22 protein-coding genes and 1 other RNA gene are annotated in these 22456 nt (G+C 65.4%); 11 read left to right on the forward strand and 12 right to left on the reverse strand.

Annotated features, from left to right (window positions below; translation table 11 throughout):
• Positions 1–26 precede the first annotated feature (26 nt).
• Positions 27–1361 carry an IS1182 family transposase gene (locus ACEN9H_RS25010; protein ID WP_413672294.1) on the forward strand — a complete coding sequence of 445 codons (1335 nt, stop codon included), beginning with the start codon at positions 27–29 and terminating at the stop codon, positions 1359–1361.
• Positions 1362–1496: 135 nt separating this feature from the next.
• Here the strand turns inward: ACEN9H_RS25010 and ACEN9H_RS25015 are convergent, their stop codons facing one another.
• Positions 1497–2402 carry a LysR family transcriptional regulator gene (locus ACEN9H_RS25015; RefSeq protein ID WP_413672471.1) on the reverse strand — a complete coding sequence of 302 codons (906 nt, stop codon included), beginning with the start codon at positions 2400–2402 and terminating at the stop codon, positions 1497–1499.
• 101 nt (positions 2403–2503) lie between these two features.
• On the opposite strand from ACEN9H_RS25015, the gene ACEN9H_RS25020 reads away from it, so the two are divergent.
• Positions 2504–2755: a DUF2783 domain-containing protein gene (locus ACEN9H_RS25020; protein WP_056122785.1), complete on the forward strand. Its 252-nt coding sequence runs from the start codon at positions 2504–2506 to the stop codon at positions 2753–2755.
• A 4-nt stretch (positions 2756–2759) separates the two neighbouring features.
• A complete protein-coding gene (locus ACEN9H_RS25025; protein ID WP_056122780.1) occupies positions 2760–3749 on the forward strand; it encodes an SLAC1 anion channel family protein in 990 nt (329 codons plus the stop codon).
• A gap of 7 nt (positions 3750–3756) precedes the next feature.
• On the opposite strand, the gene ACEN9H_RS25030 is transcribed toward ACEN9H_RS25025, so the two are convergent.
• The 6 genes from ACEN9H_RS25030 to rnpB all read right to left on the reverse strand — a co-directional run bounded on the left by ACEN9H_RS25030 (position 3757) and on the right by rnpB (position 9221).
• Complete coding sequence (locus ACEN9H_RS25030; protein ID WP_413672472.1) at positions 3757–5472, reverse strand: methyl-accepting chemotaxis protein; 1716 nt, start codon at positions 5470–5472, stop codon at positions 3757–3759.
• Positions 5473–5562: 90 nt separating this feature from the next.
• Positions 5563–5991, reverse strand: a complete 429-nt coding sequence (locus tag ACEN9H_RS25035) for a YybH family protein (protein ID WP_413672473.1) — start codon at positions 5989–5991, stop codon at positions 5563–5565.
• Between the two features lie 18 nt (positions 5992–6009).
• Positions 6010–6468 (reverse strand): hypothetical protein, encoded by a 459-nt coding sequence (locus ACEN9H_RS25040; RefSeq protein ID WP_413672474.1) that lies wholly within the window; start codon positions 6466–6468, stop codon positions 6010–6012.
• A gap of 304 nt (positions 6469–6772) precedes the next feature.
• Positions 6773–7276: a hypothetical protein gene (locus ACEN9H_RS25045; RefSeq protein ID WP_056122767.1), complete on the reverse strand. Its 504-nt coding sequence runs from the start codon at positions 7274–7276 to the stop codon at positions 6773–6775.
• A gap of 81 nt (positions 7277–7357) precedes the next feature.
• Positions 7358–8851 (reverse strand): glycerol kinase GlpK, encoded by a 1494-nt coding sequence (gene glpK / locus ACEN9H_RS25050; protein ID WP_413672475.1) that lies wholly within the window; start codon positions 8849–8851, stop codon positions 7358–7360.
• A 30-nt stretch (positions 8852–8881) separates the two neighbouring features.
• An RNA gene (gene rnpB, locus ACEN9H_RS25055) (RNase P RNA component class A) lies at positions 8882–9221 on the reverse strand.
• 124 nt (positions 9222–9345) lie between these two features.
• On the opposite strand from rnpB, the gene ACEN9H_RS25060 reads away from it, so the two are divergent.
• Entirely contained in the window at positions 9346–11046 is a 1701-nt protein-coding gene (locus ACEN9H_RS25060) for a thiamine pyrophosphate-binding protein (protein ID WP_056122761.1), read from the forward strand.
• 53 nt (positions 11047–11099) lie between these two features.
• Here the strand turns inward: ACEN9H_RS25060 and ACEN9H_RS25065 are convergent, their stop codons facing one another.
• Positions 11100–11801, reverse strand: a complete 702-nt coding sequence (locus tag ACEN9H_RS25065) for a YjjG family noncanonical pyrimidine nucleotidase (protein WP_413672476.1) — start codon at positions 11799–11801, stop codon at positions 11100–11102.
• Positions 11802–11855: 54 nt separating this feature from the next.
• The gene (locus ACEN9H_RS25070; RefSeq protein ID WP_413672477.1) at positions 11856–12101 is read right to left on the reverse strand and encodes a hypothetical protein; all 246 of its coding nucleotides are present in this window, start codon (positions 12099–12101) and stop codon (positions 11856–11858) included.
• A 167-nt stretch (positions 12102–12268) separates the two neighbouring features.
• Between ACEN9H_RS25070 and ftsY the strand changes: the two genes are divergently transcribed.
• The 4 genes from ftsY (at position 12269) to rpoH (ending at position 16336) form a co-directional block, all read left to right on the forward strand.
• Positions 12269–13408 (forward strand): signal recognition particle-docking protein FtsY, encoded by a 1140-nt coding sequence (ftsY, locus tag ACEN9H_RS25075; RefSeq protein WP_413672478.1) that lies wholly within the window; start codon positions 12269–12271, stop codon positions 13406–13408.
• An 8-nt stretch (positions 13409–13416) separates the two neighbouring features.
• Entirely contained in the window at positions 13417–14082 is a 666-nt protein-coding gene (locus ACEN9H_RS25080; RefSeq protein ID WP_371766186.1) for a cell division ATP-binding protein FtsE, read from the forward strand.
• Complete coding sequence (ftsX, locus tag ACEN9H_RS25085; protein WP_413672479.1) at positions 14079–14999, forward strand: permease-like cell division protein FtsX; 921 nt, start codon at positions 14079–14081, stop codon at positions 14997–14999. The genes ACEN9H_RS25080 and ftsX overlap by 4 nt, the downstream gene beginning before the upstream one ends.
• A gap of 446 nt (positions 15000–15445) precedes the next feature.
• On the forward strand, positions 15446–16336 hold the full coding sequence (rpoH, locus tag ACEN9H_RS25090) for an RNA polymerase sigma factor RpoH (RefSeq protein ID WP_413672480.1): 891 nt from the start codon (positions 15446–15448) through the stop codon (positions 16334–16336).
• A 61-nt stretch (positions 16337–16397) separates the two neighbouring features.
• Here rpoH and ACEN9H_RS25095 read toward each other — a convergent pair whose 3' ends face one another.
• The 3 genes from ACEN9H_RS25095 to ACEN9H_RS25105 form a co-directional block, all read right to left on the reverse strand.
• A complete protein-coding gene (locus ACEN9H_RS25095; protein ID WP_413672481.1) occupies positions 16398–17246 on the reverse strand; it encodes an FkbM family methyltransferase in 849 nt (282 codons plus the stop codon).
• A gap of 172 nt (positions 17247–17418) precedes the next feature.
• Positions 17419–18303, reverse strand: a complete 885-nt coding sequence (locus ACEN9H_RS25100) for a dienelactone hydrolase family protein (RefSeq protein ID WP_413672482.1) — start codon at positions 18301–18303, stop codon at positions 17419–17421.
• Positions 18304–18341: 38 nt separating this feature from the next.
• Positions 18342–19481 (reverse strand): acyltransferase family protein, encoded by a 1140-nt coding sequence (locus ACEN9H_RS25105; RefSeq protein WP_413672483.1) that lies wholly within the window; start codon positions 19479–19481, stop codon positions 18342–18344.
• 133 nt (positions 19482–19614) lie between these two features.
• On the opposite strand from ACEN9H_RS25105, the gene ACEN9H_RS25110 reads away from it, so the two are divergent.
• The 3 genes from ACEN9H_RS25110 (at position 19615) to ggt (ending at position 22455) form a co-directional block, all read left to right on the forward strand.
• Positions 19615–20211, forward strand: coding sequence for a glutathione S-transferase (locus ACEN9H_RS25110; RefSeq protein WP_413672484.1), 597 nt, complete (start codon positions 19615–19617; stop codon positions 20209–20211).
• A gap of 79 nt (positions 20212–20290) precedes the next feature.
• Positions 20291–20695: a hypothetical protein gene (locus tag ACEN9H_RS25115; RefSeq protein ID WP_413672485.1), complete on the forward strand. Its 405-nt coding sequence runs from the start codon at positions 20291–20293 to the stop codon at positions 20693–20695.
• Positions 20692–22455: a gamma-glutamyltransferase gene (gene ggt, locus ACEN9H_RS25120; RefSeq protein ID WP_413672486.1), complete on the forward strand. Its 1764-nt coding sequence runs from the start codon at positions 20692–20694 to the stop codon at positions 22453–22455. The genes ACEN9H_RS25115 and ggt overlap by 4 nt, the downstream gene beginning before the upstream one ends.
• Position 22456 lies beyond the last annotated feature (1 nt).

Here is a 22456-nt window from a genome sequence, read left to right on the forward strand (position 1 = left end):
CGGGCTGCTACGGATAGAATCTGGGGATGACGACCAGTTATCTTCCATACGATCCGCAGCAGCAGTTTTTGCTGCCGCCCGCATTGCAGGAGTGGCTGCCCGAAGGGCATCTCGCGTATTTCATCAACGACACGGTCGATCTGCTCGACCTGAGTGCGTTTCATGCGCGCTACGCGGGCGGTGGCCCGCGCAATCAGCCGTTTCATCCGTCGATGATGGTGAAGGTGCTGTTGTACGCCTACGCGAGCGGTGTGTTCTCGTCCCGGAAGATCGCGCGCAAACTGCACGAGGACGTCGCGTTCCGGGTTCTCGGCGCCGGCAACTTCCCCAGGCACAGGACGATTTGCGATTTCCGCGCCTTGCATCTGGATGAGCTGTCGGCCCTGTTCGTCCAGGTCGTGAGACTGGCGCGCGAATGCGGCCTGGTCAAGCTTGGGACGGTGGCGATCGACGGCACCAAGGTCAAAGCCTCGGCGTCGCGGCACAAGGCGATGAGTTATCGGCGGATGGTCGATGCCCAAGCCGAGTTGAAGGAGCAGATCGCGCAGTTGATGGAGCGCGCCCGGCAGACCGACGTGGCTGAGCGGGACGAACCGGAACTGGACCTGCCGGCCGAGATTGAACGGCGCGAAGACCGGCTCAAAGTGATCCAGGCGGCGCGGGAACGTCTCGAAGCGCGCCAGCGCGAGGCCGACCGCGCCAAGGGGCGTAGCGAGGATGACGACCGCATTCCGCGCGACAAGGATGGCAAGCCAAAAAACAAGAACGGAAACCGCTACAAGCGCGACTTCGGCGTGCCGGAGGACTCGGCGCAGGAGAACTTCACCGACCCGGACAGCCGCATCATGAAGCGCGCCGGCGGTGGCTTCGACCAGTGCTACAACGGCCAGACGGCTGTCGATGCGCACGCCCAGATCATCGTCGCGGCTGAACTGACCAATTGCGGATCGGATGCCGGCAACCTGGGGCCGATGCTGACCGCCGTCGAAGCCATGACCGGTCAGGTGCCGAACGTTGCCCTGGCCGACGCGGGATATCGGGCCGAGTCGACATTTGCCCAGTTGGCAGCCCATCCGACCGACCTGTACGTGGCGCTTGGACGCGAGGGTAAAGACTGCGCTCAACTGGACACCCGGACCAATCCCTACACGACAGCCATGCGTGCCAAGATGCGCACGCCACAGGCCAGGGACGCTTATCGGCGGCGTAAAGCCATCGTCGAAGCGCCCAATGCCTGGATCAAGCACGTGATGGGCTTTCGCAATTTCAGCATGCGTGGGTTGCGCAAGGCCGCAGCCGAGTGGAAGCTCGTCTGCGCCGCCTTGAATTTACGCCGTATGGGAAACCTGCTAGCCACCTGAGCCAGGAAACACCCTCGAAACCGCCTGGTCGCCGCCGTTATCGTACCGATCAGGCACCGCCGATTGCGCGTCAGTCGCCGACATCAACAAGCGCGCCCATGAAACGACGTCTTTTAGCTTCTGCCGCGCGGACTCCTAGCCGGGCGCCTGCGTGATGCGGGCGCGCAGGCGTGGCGCCGCGAAATCGAGGAAGACCCGAAGCTTGCGCGGCAGCGGCGTCTGTCCCTTGTGCACCAGGCTGACCGGCAACGGCGCCGGCTCGTAGTCCCGCAGAATGACGCCGAGCGCGCCGTTGCCGACGGCGTCCGCCACCTGGTAGGACAGCACCCGTATCAATCCCACGCCCAATGTCGCCGCGGCGATCGCCGCCTCCGCCGTGTTGACCTCGAGACGCGGGATCACCGGCACCGACACCGTGGACTTGCCGTCGCCAAATACCCAGGCGCGCCGGGATTCCAGCACATCGAAACCGATGCAGTCGTGCGCCGCGAGTGCCGCGGGCTCGGCCGGCACGCCGCGTTGCGCCAGATAAGCAGGGCTCGCGCAGACGACCGTGCGGACCGCGCCTACCCGACTCGCCACCAGGGTGCTGTCGGGAAGTTCGCCGATGCGCAGCGCGACATCGATCTGCTCTTCCATCAAGTGGACGACGCGGTCCGTAAGCAGCAGCTTGATCCTGATCTCCGGATACTGCGCGAGGAATTCCGCCACCACCGGGACGATGTGCAGCCGTCCAAAAACGATCGGTGCCGTTACCGCGAGCTCACCCTTGGGTGCACCGTACTCGCCGGTCGCGATCCGCTCGGCTTCACCGACGTCGTCGAGGATGCGCCGGCACGCCGCGACGTAGGCAGCGCCTGCTTCGGTCAGCGACAACTGCCGGGTCGTCCGGTGCAGCAGGCGCGCGCGCAGATGCGCTTCCAGCTCCGCGACCTTGCGACTGACCGTAGGGAGCGGCATGCCGAGACGGCGTGCCGCAGCCGACAGGCTACCGGCATCGACCACGGCCAGCAGAATGGACATGGCCTCGAGGCGATCCATCGATACTCTCGATTATTGAAAGAATGACTTTCAATACTATGGGATTCTCTTTACGGCTGCAACTTCATAGACTCTCATTTCACCAATCCCGAGGAGAGATTATGAACACCCTGCCCCTGATGCAGCTACGACAGAACCTGGACGACTTCGAGACTTTCTACAGCATGCTGGACGACTCCCACGCCGGGCTCGACCCGGCCCGGCGCCGAATTCTCGATAGCCAAGTCGTACTACTGCTCGCCAACCAAATTGGCGATATGGCGGTATTACGGGAGGTCTTTGCGCTGGCGCGCGTCAAGCTGGACATGATACGGCCGGCATCGGAAAACGCTGATTCATCACGACCGGGATAACCGAATGGAAACCAGTATCGACAAACGGCCGGCACTGACCGCTCCATGGGGTTCACTCAAGCACCTGCCCGTCAATCTGTTCGGCGCCGTGATGGGCCTGGCAGGCCTGTCGCTGGCGTGGCGGGTCGCCTCGACTGTGTTTGGCGCCGGGACGATGATTGCGGACGCCGCCGGGATGACGGCAATCGTCGTGTTCATTGCGCTTGCACTTGGCTATGGCGCAAAGTGGGCAAAATATCCGTCCGCCGTGAAAGATGAATTCACCCATCCAATCGCCGGCAATTTCTTCGGCACGATTACGATCGGCATCTTGCTGCTGTCAACCGTGGTGGCAACCTACAGCACATTGCTGCAGGAGATCGTTTGGGCGATTGGCACGATCTTGACAATCGCATTGAGCTTTATCAGTCTGACTCGACTTCTCAAGGGAAATATGGATGTCGCCCACGCGACGCCCTCCTTGCTCATCTCTGGCGTTGCCACACTCGATATCGCGGTAGCAGGCGGGACCTTGCCGATGGCCTGGGCGCATGAGGTCAATCTGTTCGCTGCAAGCGCCGGTGCGGTCGTGGCCATCGTATTCTTCACGATGATCTTTTCCCGGCTCGTCCACCAAGCGCCGCTCGCATCGGGGATGATGCCGTCGATGATGATCCTCATCGCACCGTTCGAGGTCGGGTTCCTCGCTTATGTCAACGTCGTACACCGCATCGACGCATTTGCGGCCTTGCTGTTCTATGTCGGCCTGTTCTTCTTCGCGATCCTGGCCACCCGGATTTTCCGGCGTTCGATCGCGTTCGCGACCGCGTGGTGGGCCATCAGCTTCCCCATGGCTGCGCTGTCGAACGCGGCGTTGAAATATGCGGCGGCACGACAAACAATCGTCCTGGAGTACCTGGCGGGTGCGCTCCTGGCCATCGTGACGATTGCCATTGTCGTGCTGTTCGTGCGTACGCTGCGTATCCTGGTGAATGGCAAACTGCTGGGCGGCTGAAGGCCGGTCAAAACTCTTGCCACTCCTCGTCCGCGCCGGCACTGGCCAGATGCCTGGCGCGCGGCGGCTTCGCTGGCGCCCGGGCCGGCGCGGCCGGTGTTTTCCGCACCGGCGGCGCGATGGCCGGCGCCGCCTGTTTCGGCTGCGCGGCGGGTACGGTCGCGGCCCGGTCGCGCGCACCGCCCAGCCGGAACACGGCGACGGTCTGCGACAGCTTGGATGCCTGCTCGCGCAACTGCTCGGACGCGGCGGCCGCTTCCTCGACGAGCGCGGCATTCTGCTGCGTGGCCTGGTCCATCTGGGAAATCGCGAGCTGCACCTGCCCGATGCCGTCGGTCTGCTCCTGGCTCGCGGCGCTGATCTCGCCCATGATGTCGGCCACGCGGCGGATGCTCTCGACCACGTCGCGCATCGTCGTCCCGGCCTGGTCGACGAGCTTGCTGCCGTCGTCCGCCTTCTGGACAGAGTTGTCGATCAGCGCCTTGATTTCCTTCGCGGCCGCCGCGCTGCGCTGCGCCAGGCTGCGCACTTCCGACGCCACCACCGCAAAGCCCCGTCCCTGCTCGCCGGCGCGCGCCGCTTCGACGGCCGCGTTCAGCGCGAGGATATTGGTCTGGAAGGCGATGCCGTCGATGACCGCGATGATGTCGACGATCTTGCGCGCCGACTCGTTGATCGCGCCCATGGTGTCGACCACTTCCGCCATCACCGCGCCGCCCTTCTCCGCCACTTCCGATGCGGACACGGCGAACTGGTTCGCCTGGCGCGCATTGTCCGCATTCTGTTTCACCGTCGACGTCAGTTCTTCCATCGACGACGCCGTTTCTTCCAGCGACGACGCCTGCTCCTCGGTGCGCGACGACAGGTCGGCGTTGCCGGACGCGATCTGCTGCGACGCGGACGCGATGGTCTCGGTGCCGCTGCGCACCTCGCCGACGATGCTCACCAGCGCTTCGTTCATGTCGCGCAGGGCTTGCAGCAGCTGGCCGGTTTCGTCCGTAGAATGGACCTCGATCCGCATGCCGAGGTCGCCGGTGGCCACGGTGCGCGCCACGTCGACGGCTTGCCGCAGCGGCCGCGTGATCGAGCGCGTGATCCAGATGGCCACGATCGTGCCGAGCACGAGCGCGATGGCCGCCAATCCCATCAGCCACGCGATCGTCGACCGATAGGTCTCCTCGGCGCGTTGGCCGCTGTCGAGCACGCGCCTATCCTGAAACTTGATCAATTCGCGCACGGCATCGAAATAGCCGCGCTGGTCCTTGCGCACCTGGGTCAGCAGAAAGGCCGCGGCTTCCGGTTTTTTACCGGCATCCATCATGTCGAGAAAGGCCTGCTGCGACGTCCGGTACACCTCCCGCGCATCCTGCACGGCTTTCAGCTTGACCTTGCCTTCGTCGGATTTGATCAGTGCCGCCAGCTTGTCGAGATTGACGGTGTTTTCCTGCCTGTTCTGGAGCACGGCCTGCCGTTCCCGCGCCACTTCCTCCGGTTTGTCCCACAACAGCATGTTGCGCATGGCGCGGGCATTGCGGTTCACGACATCCAGGCTTTCGTAGGCAAGGACCGTTTTCGGATAATCCTCGTCGACGATCTTCGACGTTCCATCGTTCAGCCGGTGCAGGCTGGCGATACCGAACCAGATGCATGCCGCCAGCAACACGAGCAGCAGCCCGAACGCGCCGCCCAGCCGGGTACCGATTTTCCAGTGTTTGATGTTCATGCCGCCTCCATTCATGGAACCAGCGGGCAGCTTACGTGATTGCACCGGAGAATTGTTTGATGTCGGTCGATGTTGCGGGCACGAAAGTCTTCAGACGCCGTCCCTCAAGACCGGTTCCCCCGTCCTGGGATTCGTCAGGGTGACGTTCTCGAGCGCTTTGATGCGCCAGGCGCCGGCTTGCCGCGTCAGCACGGCAAGAATCAGCGTGTCGACGGCGTGGGGACCGGCCGGATGCGCCGCACCGGCCGCGAGGCGGCTCCAGAAGTGCACGACCGCCGCATCGGCGCCGATCGGGATCACGTCGATCAACGCGTTGTCGAGCGTGGAATCGCTGTAGACGGTGGCGTGGATCGGCACGTGCATCTCGACGATCGCGTCGATGCCGCGTACGTAGCGGCCGAACCGGTTCACGAAGGTCGCATCGTCGTGGAACAATGTGCGCAAGGCTTCCATGTCGTGGCGGTTCCAGGCGGCTTGGAACGCCAGGGGTGCATCCTCGGGGCGGGTCATGATCGTCATCGGGTCCTCATCGATTTTTCACACCGAGGCCATTTCCTCGACGCGCAGATAATTCACCAGTTCATCGCGCTCGAACGATCCATCCCATTGTTTTTCGCCGAGCAGTTGCGGCAATGCGCTATGGGTCAGCAAAGCGTGGAATCTGTCCTTGACGAGTTGCGGCCGGATGTCGCGGACGCGCACCCGCGACACCTTGCGCGATAAATCCATCACGATCCCGAACAGGATCCAGTCGAGCTGCAACAGCAGCATGCTGGCCGACTGGATCGCCCGCGGCGCAATGCTCGTTTCGTACAGCCGGGCCACCGACGATTGCCGCGCCTCGGCGTCGTCGCCGGCATCTCCCGCCAATTCCTCCGGCCACCAGGCCAGGACCTGGTTCAGCAGGCACGCGAAATCGGCATGTTCGGGAAGGATGATTTGCCCATCAAACATAAAAGAAAGGTAAGAAATATTACCGGGCAGTATATCGATCAAAGTGAACGAAAAGCTCTCACAATTTCACATTAAAAGGAATCGCACTGTTCAGATCGCATACGGGGCGCCCCGGTTTTCCGGCGCGGCGCTGAACAGTCCTCCCTTGCCCCTGCTCGACCATCGCGCGCGACGCCGTCCGCTTCGGCTTCACAGGACGCGACGCCTGCACGGCGTATCTCGACGCGATGCTGGCGCGCATCGAGGCGGCGTTTCCGCTGGCCGCCGCGTGGCTCACGGACGACTGGCGCGCGACGCTGCACGCGCGGATGACGGCGAACCTCGCGATCCTGCGCGGCACGTAGCCCTACTCGTCCACCTTCGCATCCTCGCTCTTGGCCGCTTCCATCGCCTCCGGCTCGAGCACTTCCGCCGATTTGTTCATGCGGATGAACACGCCCCAGCCGGCCATCAGCAGCCCCGCCGCGACGAGCACCGACGCCGCGTGCGGCAGCAGTTCCGGTTCCTCGTGCAAGGCCTTGAACGTGCCGACCAGGCCTTCGATCGACAGTGCGACCACGACGACGACCATGAAGCGCGACAGGTAGCGGCGCACGCGCGTGGGCGCGCTGATGTGGGCGTCGCGCACGACTTCTTCCTCCGTGATGGTCTGCGCGATCTGCAGCGAGACGACGGCGATGGCCAGCAGGCCGATCGCCTCGATGGCCAATTCGGCGCTCTCTTCGGCCTCGACGCCGACCGCCTGCCAGCCGGTCTGCACGGCCAATACCGTGATCAGCACGGACACGAGCACGAACAGGAAGCCGAGCACCGCGTGCGCGGTCGAAAAGAAAAACTTCAGGAGTTTCAAGGACGCCTCCGGTCGCAACGCATCGATGACAATATTGCATCGATTGTGCCCGAACCGCGCCGGCGCGGCCGCACGCGAGCGTCAGTGGTGTTCCGGCACCGCCCACGCGCGCGCATGCGCGACCGCGCGCGACCAGCGCGCCATCATCTCGTCGCGCCGCGCGGCCGGCAGCTGCGGCTCGAAGCGGCGCTCGCTCTTCCACTGCGCCGCGATCTCGTCGCGCGACGACCAGAAGCCGACGGCGAGGCCCGCCAGGTAGGCGGCGCCGAGGGCCGTCGTCTCCGTCACCTGCGGCCGCACGACGGGCACGCCCAGCAGGTCGGCCTGGAACTGCATCAGGAGGTCGTTGCGCGCGGCGCCGCCGTCGGCGCGCACTTCGTGCACGACGCAGGCGGCGTCCTTCTGCATGGCGGCCAGCAGTTCCGCGCTCTGGTAGGCGATGGCTTCGACGGCGGCGCGCGCGATGTGCGCGGCCGTCGTCCCGCGCGTCATGCCGACGATGGTGCCGCGCGCGTACGCATCCCAGTGCGGCGCACCGAGGCCGACGAAGGCCGGCACGAGCATCACGCCGCCGCTGTCCGGCACCGACAGGGCGAGCGCCTCGACGTCGGCCGACTGCTTGATGATGCCGAGGCCGTCGCGCAGCCATTGCACGGTGGCGCCGCCCATGAACACGCTGCCTTCGAGCAGGTAGTCGGTGTGGTTGCCGATGGTCCAGCCGACGGTGGCGAGCAGGCGGTTGTGCGACTGCGGCGGCGTATCGCCCGCGTGCATCAGCATGAAACAGCCGGTGCCATAGGTATTCTTGACCATGCCGCGCCGGTGACAGGCCTGGCCGAACGTGGCCGCCTGCTGGTCGCCCGCGATGCCCGCGATGGGGATCGCGCGGCCGAACCAGGCCGGGTCGGCGTCGGCGACGATGCCGGAACTGGGCACCACTTCCGGCAGCATCGATGCCGGCACCCCGAACAGGGACAGCAGTTCCGGGTCCCAGCGCAGGCTGTTGATATTGAAGAGCATCGTGCGCGCCGCGTTGCTCACGTCCGTGACGTGGCGCCCCGTCAATTTATAAGTGAGCCAGCTGTCGACGGTGCCGAACGCGAGCTCGCCCCGCTCCGCGCGTGCGCGTGCGCCCGGCACGTGCGTGAGCAGCCATTGCAGCTTGGTCGCGGAAAAATAGGCATCCAGTTCGAGACCCGTCTTGCGCTGGACAAGCGGGGCCTTGCCCGCCGCACGCAGGTCGTCGCAGAGCTCGGCCGTGCGCCGGTCCTGCCAGACGATGGCGTGGCACAGCGGTTCGCCCGTGCGGCGGTCCCACACGACCGTCGTTTCCCGCTGGTTCGTGATGCCGATGGCGGCGACGTCGGCCGCATCGGTGCCGGCCTCCGCCAGCACCTGGCGCGCGCATGCGAGCTGGCTGTTCCAGATGTCGAGCGGGTCGTGTTCGACCCAGCCGGGCTGCGGGAAATGCTGGGGATATTCCTGCTGGGCGATGCGCACGACCTGGCCCTGGCGGTCGAACAGGATGGCGCGCGAACTGGTGGTGCCCTGGTCGAGGGCGAGGATGTAACGCATCGTCGTCGAGCTCCCCGGGCCGTGAATCATGTGTAAAGCAGGCCGATAGGCCGGATTCTGTGTAACGTCCTTGCGGACGCTATGACAGCCATTCCTCTAGGCGCCGAATTACTCCGGCGCTCAAGCTTCCTACCCGCACGCTCCGCGAGCAACCTCAACGCGTGCCTATTTGGAATTGCTCCAGGTGGAGGTTACCGCGTTTCACCGTAACTTAATACGCTCGTCTCTGTGGCCCTATTCCTCGCCTTATACCCGGCTTGCGCCAGGATTTCGGCGGACGGCCGTTAACCGTCACCCCGCTCTGTGGAGTCCGGACCTTCCTCCCGCCCACGACCTTGCGGCGTGGACCAGCGGCTGTCTGGCCTGCTTCACGGGCTGCATTGTACAGGATACGCCGCTGCCTTTTGTGAAAGGTCGTGTCGCTATTTGAAAAGCCAGCTCAGGGCGAGTTGCATAGAATGCCCGGATTCCATCGTGATAAGGATGACCTCACCATGACGCACCCCTCCCGCAGCGGCGGCCAGATCCTGGTCGATGCGCTCCAGGTCCACGGCGTGGACACCGCCTTCGGCGTGCCCGGCGAAAGCTATCTCGACGTGCTCGACGCGCTGCACGACTCGAACATCCGCTTCGTCATCAATCGCCAGGAAGGCGGCGCGGCGTTCATGGCCGAGGCCTACGGCAAGCTGACGGGCAAGCCCGGCATCTGCTTCGTCACGCGCGGCCCTGGCGCAACGAACGCCTCCATCGGCGTGCACACCGCGTACCAGGATTCCACGCCGATGATCCTGTTCATCGGCCAGGTCGGCACCGACTTCATGGACCGCGAAGCATTCCAGGAAATCGACTACCGCCGCATGTACGGCCAGATGGCGAAGTGGGTCGCGCAGATCGACCGCGCCGAGCGCATCCCCGAATACATGGCGCGCGCGTTCCAGGTGGCGACGAGCGGCCGTCCCGGCCCCGTCGTCCTCGCGTTGCCGGAAGACATGCTCGTGGCCCGCGCGGAAGTGGCGGATACGCGCCGCTACCAGCCCACGCAGGGCGCGCCGTCGTCTGCGCAAATCGACCAGCTGCGCGCCATGCTGGCACAAGCGAAAAAGCCGCTGCTGCTGCTGGGCGGCGGCACATGGACGGACCAGGCGTGCGCAGACGTGCAGAGGTTCGCCGAGGCGAACGCCCTGCCCGTCGCGTGCGCGTTCCGCTTCCAGGACCTGCTGGACAACGAGCACCCGCACTACGTGGGCGACGTCGGCATCGGCATCAATCCGAAGCTGGCCGCGCGCGTCAAGGAAGCCGACGTGCTGATCGCGTTCGGCCCGCGCCTGGGCGAGATGACGACGAGCGGCTACTCGCTGCTGGCAGCGCCCGTGCCGCGCCAGCGCCTCGTGCACATCCATCCGGATCCGGAAGAACTGGGCAGCGTCTACCAGGCCGAGTTGATGATCGCGAGCGGCGCGCCGCAGGCCGCAAGCATGCTGGCGGCGATGGAGCCGGTCGATGCATCGGCATGGCGCCACACGGTCGAGGAAGCGAAGGCCGAGCTGCGCGCGTGGCAGGAACAGCCGCCGATCTTCAAGGACGGCAGCGCGCCGCTCGATTTATGGCAGATGGTGCAGGACCTGCAGGCCGCCCTGCCGCGCGACACGATCATCACGAACGGCGCCGGCAACTACGCCACGTGGGCACACCGCTTCTGGCGCTATGGCGCCATGCGCACGCAGCTCGCCCCGACGAGCGGCGCGATGGGGTATGCGGTGCCGGCCGGCGTGGCGGCCAAGATCGTGCGGCCGGAGCGCACCGTCGTCACCTTCGCCGGCGACGGCGAATTCATGATGACGGGCCAGGAACTGGCGACCGCGGTGCAATACGGCGCCGGCGTCATCTTCCTGGTCTTCAACAACGGCATGTTCGGCACGATCCGCATGCATCAGGAACGCGAGTATCCGGGCCGCGTGTCGGGCACGCAGCTGCACAATCCGGACTTCGCCGCGCTGGCGCAAGCGTACGGCGGCCACGGCGAGGCGGTCGAGACGACGGCCGATTTCGGCCCGGCGCTCGAGCGCGCCATCGCGTTCACGCGCACGCACAAGCTGCCGGCGCTGATCGAGCTGCGCTACGACGGTAACCTGATCACGCCGGGCGCCACCCTGGACACGATCCGCCGCAACGCCCAGGCCGCGAAAGGCGGCTGAAGCTCGGCGCGACGCGGGCAGGCTGCTCACATCGATATGTGACGGCCTGTTCCTCAGGCAATAGCGAGCCCGCGCAGCGCGGGGACGACGTCGTGCAGTCGCGCCACTTCGAACGTGGGAAGCGCATGCGTGTCGTTGGCGAGGCCGCCGGGATTGAACCAGCAGCTTTCGATGCCGAAGCGGTTGGCGCCGAGGATGTCGGCATCGAGGCGGTCGCCGACGATGATCGTTTCCGCATGCGTGAACGCGCGCGCCATCCTGACGGTGTAGTCGAAGAAGCGGCTGTCCGGCTTCGCATGGCCGCACGCCTCCGACGTCGCCACGAACGACACATGGTCGCGCAGCCCGGCACTGACGATGCGGCGGTGCTGGATCTGCTCGACACCATTGGTGATGATGCCCACTTCGCCGATGGCGGCCAGCGTCGCGCAGAGTTCCTTCGCGCCGTCGATGAGGACGACCGTGTCCGACAGCGATTCGAGGTACAGGCGGCTGGCCGCTTCGGGATCGAGGTCGAGACCGCTCGCGACGAAGGTCTGGCGGAAGCGGTCCACCTTCAGGAAATCCTTCGAGACAGTGCCCGTCTCGAAGCTTCGCCACAGTGCCGTATTGATGGCCTGGTAGCGGGCAAACAGCCCGTCGGGAAGCGCGGCCAGGCCCAGCGCGCGCATCGTGCGGTCGAACGACAATTGTTCGGAAGCCTTGAAGTCGAGCAGGGTGTCGTCGAGGTCGAAAAGAAAAAGTCTGTGTTTCATGGCGCTGCAACCGCAAGGTGTCCTTCGGAAATAACAGGATACCAGCAGCGCAGATTACATGCCGAGGTTGGTGTCGAGTCCTAGTTCGGCCGGCCACGGCACGGGCGCGTCGAAGGCGCTGGCGGGACTGGATGGATGGGTCAGGAACAGGGCGACAAGGGCGATGAAGAGCCAGACGATGACATTGCGCAGCGATGGCGCCGAGCTGCCCACCACGTGATCGCCGGCGATGAGCCTCTTGATAAACCTGGATACGTTCACGATCGTCCCTCGGTGACGCGTCTTCTTATCGATGTTCACAATCTACACCCGTTACGTACTAAATTCCAGCACGATGAACGGATTGGCATTGTTGAGCTGTATTCTAGCCACAATATGGTCGAGCAGGCGCACCTCAGAAGTGTGTTCCCGCTCTGGTAGAATACGCGCGACCCTATCCGGCATACCGCCGCCCTCCCGAATACACAATGTTTAGTTTCTTCAAAAAGAAAAAACCTGAAGCCGAGACGCCGGCTGCGGTCGAACCCGCAGTGCCTGCGGCCCCGGAGGCTGAAGCACAAGCCGAGCAGCCGGGTTTCCTGCGTCGCCTGTTCGGCGGCGGCGATGAAGCACCCGCCGCGCCCGAGGAAGTTGCGGCGGGCGCGTCGACGGCCTACGAAGGCCAGCTGTTCCCCGAAACCGCCGAACGTCCCGTCAGCGAAGCGGAAGCCAGGCGTTCCTGGATGTCGCGCCTGAAGGCCGGTCTGGCCAAGACGTCGAGCAACCTGTCGCTGCTGTTCGTCGGCGCGCGCATCGACGAAGACCTGTACGAGGAACTCGAATCCGCCCTGCTGATGTCCGACGCCGGAATGGATGCCACGCAATTCCTGCTGGACAACTTGCGCCGTAAGGTGAAGGAAGACAAGCTGCTCGACGCGGCCGCCGTCAAGGTGGCGCTGAAGGGCCTGCTGGTCGACCTGCTGCGTCCGCTGGAAAAGCCGCTCGAGCTGGGCCGCCATGAGCCGCTCGTGATGATGATCGCGGGCGTCAACGGCGCCGGCAAGACGACGACCATCGGCAAGCTGGCCAAGCACATGCAGCGCCATGAACAATCCGTGCTGCTGGCCGCCGGCGACACGTTCCGCGCCGCCGCGCGCGAGCAGCTGATGGTCTGGGGCCAGAGAAACAACGTCACCGTGATCTCGCAGCAGTCGGGCGACCCGGCCGCCGTCGCGTTCGACGCCGTCCAGTCGGGCAAGGCGCGCGGCGTCGACGTCGTCATGGTCGACACCGCCGGCCGCCTGCCCACGCAGCTGCACCTGATGGAAGAGCTCAAGAAGATCAGGCGCGTGATCGGCAAGGGCATGGAAGACGCGCCGCACGAGATCCTGCTCGTCATCGACGGCAACACGGGCCAGAACGCGCTGGCGCAAGTGAAGGCGTTCGACGACGCGCTGCAGCTGACCGGCCTCGTGATCACGAAGCTGGACGGCACGGCCAAGGGCGGCATCCTGGCCGCCATCGCACGCACCCGTCCGGTGCCGGTGTACTTCATCGGCGTGGGCGAAAAGCTGGAGGACCTGCAACCCTTCAGCGCCGACGAATTCGCCGAGGCGCTGCTGGGATAACACGCACGATGATCGAATTCCAGTCCGTCTCCAAGAAGTACTCGGATTCCGCCGACACGCTCGCGCTGTCCGACGTATCCCTGAACATCGCCAAGGGCGAGCTGGTGTACCTGGCCGGCCCGTCCGGCGCCGGCAAGTCCACCTTGATGAAGATGGTGGCCGCCATCGAGCGTCCGACGTCCGGCCGCGTGATCGTGAACGGGCAGGACGTCGGCCGCATCCGCAAGGCCGGCATCCCCTTCCTGCGCCGCAACCTCGGCCTGATCTTCCAGAACCAGCGCCTGCTGAACGACCGCCACCTGCTGGCCAACGTGATGCTGCCGCTGATCGTCACCGGTGCACCCAGGGCGCAAGCCGAACAGCGTGCCCGCGCGGCGCTGGACAAGGTCGGCCTGCTCGACCGTGCCCTCGCCCTGCCGATGGAACTGTCCGGCGGCGAACAGCAGCGCGTGGCGATCGCCCGCGCCATCGTCAACCGCCCGCAGATCATCCTGGCCGACGAACCGACCGCGAACCTCGACCGCGCCGCGGCCGACAAGGTCATCGACGCGCTGCACGCATTCCACGCCGTGGGCGTCACGTGCGTCATCTCGACCCACGACGACCAGATCCTGGACAGCGCCGCGCGCGTGATCCGCCTCGAACACGGCCATGTGACGGGAGGTGGCGCATGAACGTCTGGTTCCGCCAGCACCGCTTCGCCTTCGGCGCCGCGCTGTCCCACGTGCGCAAGGCGCCGGGCAGCTTTTTGTTCAACGTGCTCGTCGTCGCCGTCGCGCTGGCCCTGCCCTTCGCCGGCGTCACCCTGCTCGACAACGCGCGTCCTTTATCGGAAGAGCTGTCCGTCGATCCGGAAATCAGCCTGTTCCTCAAGACCGACACCCCGCGCGACCAGGCCCAGGCCCTCGCGCCGCAGCTGCAGCAGATCCTGCACGGCAGCCATGCGAAAGTCAGCTTCGTGCCGCGCGAACAGGCGCTGGCCAGCCTCAAGGAAAAGAGCGGTCTCACCGACGTGATCGAAACGCTGGGCGACAACCCGCTGCCGGACAGCTATGTGATGAAGCTGGAAGGCTTCGCCAGCGGCGCCGACGCCGCGCGCGTGGACGGCCTGGCCGAGCAGATGCGCGCCCTGCCGGATGTCGACTCCGTGCAGGTCGACTCGGCCTGGGTCAAGCGCCTCGCCGCCCTGCTGGGCGTGCTGCGCCTGGCGCTGCTGCTGCTCGCGGTCACGCTGGGCGTCGTCGTGATCGCCGTCGTGTTCAACACGATCCGTTTGCAGGTGTTGACGCAGCGCGAGGAAATCGCCGTGTCAAAACTGCTGGGCGCGACCGACAACTTCATCCACCGCCCGTTCTACTACACGGGCGCCCTGCTGGGCCTGTGCGCGGGTGCGGTGGCGCTGGGGGCCGTTGCGCTGGCGCTGCGTCCGCTGAACACGGCCATCGCCGAGTTCGCCCGACTGTATGCGTCGGAATTCCAGCTAACGCCCCTGCCGCCGCTGGGCATGGCGGCCTTGCTGGCGATCAGTGCCGGCCTGGGGCTGGTCGGGGCCATGTTATCGGTGCAGAGGCATCTGGCGCGGCTCAAGTAAGCGGTCTTTTTTCTCCCGTTCCGTGAACCCGTCCGCTGCTGGCCAGTCAAATCCGGCAGCGGACGCGAGGCATTCACCTACATGACAACGTGCGCCAGCCAACAGAAAGCGCAGCACGTGTCGCCTAACCTGTCTTCTACCGATTTCAAACGGTACGAGCGCCACATTTGAGCCGCATCAACTGAACCGCTCGTACCTGCTCTACAGTTGAATCGAACCCGTTTTTCTGATTCCTGCGGGCAATACTTTAATGAAACTTAAACCCATCGTAAGGGATATGGTGGCGCCTAGCACTCACCTCAAGAGAGTGCTAATATTACGTCAGACTATCGCGGGAAATGGTTTTGATAGCACCGTCAGCATCCCGACAACAAGCCAGCCAGCTGCGCCTTCGGGGCTCTGGAGATGGCGAGACGATGCAGCAGTTTATCTACGAGGGAGTGACTATGTCCGCACAATCCGCATTGGTTCCGGCCGGCAATCGTGCACTGGGACTGGGTTTCAGTGGCAATCTCGGTAATATCGACGCCTATATCTCGGCAGTGAACCGCCTGCCGATGCTGTCCCACGAGGAAGAAGTTTCTCTGGCTAAGAGCCTGCAGGAAAAGAATGACCTGGACGCGGCCCAGAAACTGGTGCTGTCGCACCTGCGTCTGGTCGTGTCGATCGCGCGCGGCTACCTGGGCTATGGCCTGCCGCACGCCGACCTGATCCAGGAAGGCAATATCGGCCTGATGAAGGCAGTCAAGCGTTTCGACCCGAACCAGGGCGTCCGCCTCGTGTCCTATGCGATGCACTGGATCAAGGCCGAGATGCACGAATACATCTTGAAGAACTGGCGTCTGGTCAAGGTTGCAACGACCAAGGCGCAGCGCAAGCTGTTCTTCAATCTGCGCAGCAACAAGCAGGGCCTAGATGCCATGTCGCCGCAGCAAGTCGACGACCTGGCCAAGATGCTCGACGTGAAGCGCGAAGAAGTGATCGAGATGGAAACGCGCCTGTCCGGCCGCGACATCGCGCTGGAAGCGCCGACCGACGACGAAGACGACAAGTTCTCGCCGATCGCCTACCTGTCCTCGGACCAGCAGGAGCCGACCAAGGTCCTGGAAGCCGAAGAAGTGGTGCGCCTGCAATCGGAAGGCCTGGAAACGGCCCTGTCGAAACTCGACCCGCGCTCGCGCCGCATCGTGGAAGCGCGCTGGCTGGCCAACGACGACGGCTCGGGCGCCACGCTGCACACGCTGGCCGAGGAATTCGGCGTGTCGGCCGAGCGCATCCGCCAGATCGAATCGGCCGCGCTGAAGAAGATGAAAACCGCGCTGGCGGCTTACGTGTAAGCCGTTTGCGGCCCAACGACAAAGGCACCCGAGGGTGCCTTTTGTTTTTTGGGCATGCCGTCTACGAAATCGTGCGCCCGAATTTGCCGGCGAATGCCTGGAGCCTGGCCGGGTCGAAGGCGCCCACGATGTTCGGATACCTGAAGCCGCCGACGACGTGGTGATACATGACGTGGTAGGCATCGTCGCCGTTGTGGAGGTCGCGGATGTCGTCCATGTCGACCGCGTACAGGTAAGGGAAGACGCCTCTCAGGAAATCGAAGAAATCGGGGATCGGGATACGCTGGAATACGTTCAGGCACCAATGGTTCAGTTCGAGGGTGACCGTCGGCTTGCAGGTCGACAGCGTGTCGCGCAGGCCTTCGATGACGTCGCGCTCGAATCCTTCGACATCGATCTTGATGAAATCGACGCCGTCCAGGTTGGCGCCCCGGATGAACGTATCGCCCTGGGCAATCTCGATCGCCTCGACCTGGTGCCCCGCCGATGCCTGCATCTTGTTCGATACGAATCCACCTGAACGGTTATTGGCGGAAAACGTCAGCTCGAAACGCCCTTCGGCCTTGCCCAGCCCGAGGTTCAGCGCGGTCACGTTGTTCAATCCCGATGCGTCCAGGTTCTTTTTCAGGAACCCGAACGTGGTCGGGGACGGTTCGAAGCTGACGACCCGGCGCGCGCGGCTGCCGAACAGGATCGACGTGCAACCGATATTGGCCCCGATGTCGAGGACGGTGTCAGACGGTGTCACCAATGAATCGAACAATTGGACCATGTGGGGTTCGAATACCCCGCGGATGTGGTCCAGGTAGTTGTCGTCGGACTCGATACGGTAGTGCTTGCCGCCGATGTCCGTCGTCACGTGACCGGGACCGTCGGCGTCGGGCGTGTCGGGCACCTCGGGCGTTGCCACGGCAGGTGCGGGAGCGTCGGCTGCCTCGTCTTTGTCCAACACCGGGGGTGGGCGCTTGAAATAACTCAACAGCATTTTCAACGTTCTCTCCACAAGTCATTGACGATATGGTGCGGAGGGCACGATAGCACGGCCGGACGAGCGAAAGACTCACCAATTATCAAACGCGCCGCTACGCCAGCTTCGCCTTGAAGAACGCCATCGTCCGGCCCCATGCCAGTGTCGCGGCTGCTTCGTCGTAGCGCGGCGTCGTGTCGTTATTAAAACCGTGCTCCACGCCCGGGTAGACGAAGTGTTGATAGTCGACGCGGTTCGCCTTCAGCGCGGCCTCGTACGCGGGCCAGCCGGCCAGGATGCGCTCGTCCTTGCCGGCGTCGTGGATCAGCAGGGGCGCGCGGATGCGGGCGACGTCGGCCACGGGCGGCTGCATGCCGTAGAACGGCACGGCGGCGGCCAGGTCCGGCAGCTGCGTCGCGAGGTAGTTGGCGATGCCGCCGCCGTAGCAGAAGCCCACCACGCCCACCTTGCCCGTACCCTGCGGCAGCGCGGCCAGCGCATGAAAGGCGGCGATGAAGTCCGCGCGCGTCTTGGCCTGGTCGAGCTTGGGGAAGAGTTCGCGGGCCTTGTCCTCGTCGCCCGGATAGCCGCCCAGCGGGTACAGCGCGTCCGGGGCGAAGGCGACATAGCCGTCGAGCGCGACGCGGCGGGTAACGTCCTCGATGTGCGGATTCAGGCCGCGGTTTTCGTGCACGACGAGGATCGTCGGCAGCTTTCCTTTCGCGTGCGCCGGCTCGGCCAGGTAGCCGTGCACCTTGCCATAGCCCTGCGGCGACGGGAAGTCGACGTACCGCGTCTTCAGGCGCGCGTCCGCGGGCGCGACGAGCGGCGCGGCGAACGACGGCGACAACTGCGCCAGCAACGCGGCGGCCGTCGTGCCGCCGGCGGCATAGCGGCCGGCACGCGACAGGAAATCGCGGCGCGACACGCGGCCGTGCACATAGCCATCGAACAGTTTCAGTACCTCGGGGTCGAAATCCGCTGCGGTCAAACGTGTCATGTCCAGCCTCCTGTCGGGTCCAAGAGCGCCAGCATACTTCAGATCCGGATGACGATGCGCCGCTTGAACAGCTGCCACAGCCCCGCCCCCAGCACGAGCAGCAGCAACGCCGAATACGCGGCCGAGGCGACCCGCGCTTCGGGAATCGCCTGCGCCAGCCACGCGGCCAGCAGGTCGTGCAAGCTGCCCGCCCCGAGCGGCAGCTGCATCACCGTATCGATCAATGTGATGCCGACGAAGGCCAGCGTCGCATTGGTGCCGAAGGCGAGCACCGGCCGGGTCCACGCGGGCGCTTCCTGGCCGGGCGGCACGACGCGCATCAGCACGAGCAGCGACAGCAGCGTGAACCCGCCGGACGCCAGCGCAAAGCTGGGCGTCCACAGTTTTTTCACCATGGGCACGAGCGGATCGAGCAGGAAGCCGGCCAGCAGGCAGGCCACGCCGGCGATGGCGAGGGCCGTCAGTGTGGCGCGCTTGTGCGACCGCATCAACAGCAGCGATGCCGCCACGCCGAACAGCACGTTGACGAGCGCGCCCAGGGTGGACACGAGACCTTCCGGATCGAAGGTGACGACGGCGCCGGTCGTCCCCCACGGCCACAAGTGCGCGACGCCGAACACGGCGCGGTCGACGACGGCCGGCAGCGCGTGCATCGAGTCGAAACACGCGCGCCCGCAGCCGGGCGCGTCCCACGCGAGCAGCAGCGCGGCATAGCCGGCCAGCAGCGCCACGCTGGCCGCCACCGGCACCGAGACGCGCAAGCCGTCGCGCCGCAACGCCAGCACGCAGCCCGTGCCCACGATCGCATAGCACAGTCCGATGCGCTGCAAGATGCCCGGCAGGCGGACGTGGGCGAAGTCGAAGCCCGGCAGCAGGTTCAGCAGGACGCCGAGCGCGACGAGCACGGCCGAGCGGCGCAGCACGTGGCCGACGAGGGCCGTCCTGCCCTGCCCCGCGCGCCGCGCGAGCGCATATGGCAGCGCGGCGCCGGCGCAGAACAGGAAGGCGGGAAAGATCATGTCGGCGATGGCCAAGCCGCGCCAGTCGGCATGCGTCAGGAACGTGAAGCGCCGGTCCCAGCCGCCGGCGTACGCGACCATGATCATGCCCATCACGGCCAGGCCGCGCAGCAGGTCGATGGCAATCACACGCGGCGTGGAAAGTGCCGGCTTTTCCATCCTGTTCCCCATGTATGAAATCGATTTCAAATATGCGCCGGCGGACGCGCATCGTCAAGTCATGATGCATAACGCACATCATTGTCCAGAAGGAAATAGAATGGAAGACCACCGCAACCCACCAGGAGATCCCATGCAACTCATCGGCATGCTCGATTCACCGTTCGTCCGCCGCGTCGCCATCTCGTTCGACCTGCAGAACATTCCGTTCGAACACAAGGCGCTGTCCGTGTTCCGCAACTTCGACGAATTCTCCGCCATCAATCCGACCGTCAAGGCGCCGACGCTCGTGCTGGACGACGGTTCCTTCCTGATCGATTCCACGCTGATGCTCGAATACGGCGACGCGCTGGCGGGCAACTCCCTGCTGCCCGCCGCCCCGGCCGCGCGGGCCAGGGCGCTGCGTGCCATCGGCCCGGCGCTGGCGGCGTGCGAAAAGACGGCGCAGATCGTCTACGAGTATTCGCTGCGCCCGCAGGAAAAGCAGCACCAGCCGTGGCTCGACCGCGTGCAGCAGCAATTGTTCGCCGCGCTCAGGCTGCTGGAAGCGGAGACGGACGCGTTCGACGTCGCCGCACTCGACCAGGCCGCAGTCACGGCCGCCGTCACGTGGTCGTTCGTCCAGTTGAACGTGGCGCAGATCGTGAAGCCCGATGACTTCCCGCGCCTGGCCGCCTGGACCGCGCGCGCGGAAGCACTGCCGGTGTTCCAGCGCTACCCGCTCGTTTGAGCGCCACCGAGCGGCAAGCGCGCCGGCCTCGACTGGCGATTTTGCTATGATTGGTTTCACACCAACAACCGGACGTTCCATGAAACTGCCGTCCCTGGCCGCCCTCGCGGCGGCCGTGTCGATGCCGCTCCTGGCCGGCTGCGCCGCTCCTCCGCCACAGGATGCCGTGTACCCGCTCCGGCCCGAGCAAAGCGTCGTCCTCGCGCGCGGCACCGTGCTCACGTACGACAGTTACAGCGACAGCCGCTGTCCCGCGAACACGCGCTGCGTCTGGGCCGGACGGCTGATTTTCCGCTTCCTCATCGACGGCCCGAACGGCGCCGAAGAATTCACGCTCGGTCCCGACCAGCCGACGGCCACGCCCGCGTCGCTGCACGGGGCCCGCATCACGCTCGACACGTCCGCGATCCCGCCCGCGCGCGCGGCCGGCACGCTGCGCCCCAGCGACATCATTCCCGTCACGCTCAAGATCTCCGCCAAATGACCACGTCGACCACTTCCGCCAAAACCCTCGCCTGCGGCCTGATCCTCTCCATCGTCCTGGCACCGCCGCTCGCGCTGGCCAAGACCCCGGTCGCGACGGGCACCGGCGGCGCCGTCGCCACGATCAGCGAAAAGGCGTCGGCCTCCGCGCTCGCAATCCTCAACAAGGGCGGCAATGCCATCGACGCGGCCGTCGCGGCGGCGGCCACGCTGGGCGTCACCGATCCGTTCAGCTGCGGCATCGGCGGCGGCGGCTTCATGGTCGTGTACCTTGCGAAAGACAAGCGCGTCGTCACCATCGACCACCGCGAGACGGCGCCCGCGTCGTTCAGCCCGTCCGTCTTCCAGGAAAACGGCAAGGCGATCGATTTCGACACGGCCGTCGCCAGCGGCGCATCGGTCGGCGTGCCCGGCACCGTGCGCGGCTGGCACGAAGCGCTGGAGCGCTACGGCACGATGTCGTTCAAGCAGGTGCTGGCGCCCGCGATCCAGGTCGCGACGAAAGGCTTCCCCGTCAGCGACACCATGCACGGCCTGATCGTCGAGAACGAGAAAAAATTCGGCATGTTCGAGACGACGAGCAAGCTGTATCTCAAGAACGGCAAGGCCCTGCCGGCCGGCACCGTCGTGAAAAATCCGGACCTCGCCAAGGCCTACCGCGAGCTGGCGGCGAAAGGCTACAAGGTGTTCTACGAAGGCCCGCTGGCGCAGGCCGTCGTCGCGGCCGTCAACCGCCCGCCCGTCACGGCCGGCGTCCAGGTCCGCCCCGGCACGATGAGCCTCGCGGACATGGCCAATTACGAGGCGCGCATCCGCCAGCCGATCCGCTCCACCTACCGCGGCTACGACATCTACGGCATGCCGCCGCCCAGCAGCGGCGGCGTGACGGTCGCCGAAGCGCTCAACATCCTGGAAGGCTTCGACCTGAAGGCGATGCCGCGCGCGAACGTCGAACACCTGTACCTGGAAGCGAGCCGCCTCGCCTTCGCCGACCGCAACGCCTTTCTCGGCGACCCGGAATTCGTCGACGCGCCCATCGAAGGCGTGCTGTCGAAGCAGTTCGCCGCGCAGCGCCGTTCGCTGATCCGGCCGGACCGCGCGGCCGGCGTCGTCCCCGCCGGCGACGCCTTCCTGTACGAGAACGACCAGAGCTTTCCGCTGCGCCCGCAGCAGAACCTGATCATGAAAGAAGGCACGCACACGACGCACCTGACGGTGTCGGACAAATGGGGCAACGTCGTGGCCTACACGTTCACGATCGAGTCGTGGGGCGGCAGCGGCATCGTCGTGCCGGGCTACGGCTTCCTGCTGAATAACGAGATGACCGACTTCGATTTCACGGGTCCGGCACCGAACGTCCCCGAAGCCGGCAAGCGCCCGCGCAGCAGCATGGCGCCGACGCTCGCCTTCAAGGACGGCAAGCCCGCCTTCACCATCGGCAGCCCGGGCGGCGCGACGATCATCACGACGGTGCTGCAGACGATCGTCAACTACATCGACCTCGGCATGACGATGGACCAGGCCATCGACGCGCCGCGGCTATCGCAGCGCAACGCGAAAGAGACCTCGGTCGAACCGGGGTTTGCCGGTACCCCGCAGGCCCAGGCGCTGGAACAGTTCGGCCACAAGTGGGAAGCGAAGCCCGAGGAGATCGGCGCCGCGAACGCGATCGTGTTCAATCCCGACGGCACCGTGACGGCGGTCAGCGAAGGCCACCGCCACGGCATCGGCACGGCGCTCGTGCAGAAGCGCGCGCACTGAA

Origin of the sequence: Massilia cellulosiltytica (assembly GCF_047325105.1) — a bacterium.
GTDB lineage: Bacteria > Pseudomonadota > Gammaproteobacteria > Burkholderiales > Burkholderiaceae_D > Telluria > Telluria orientalis.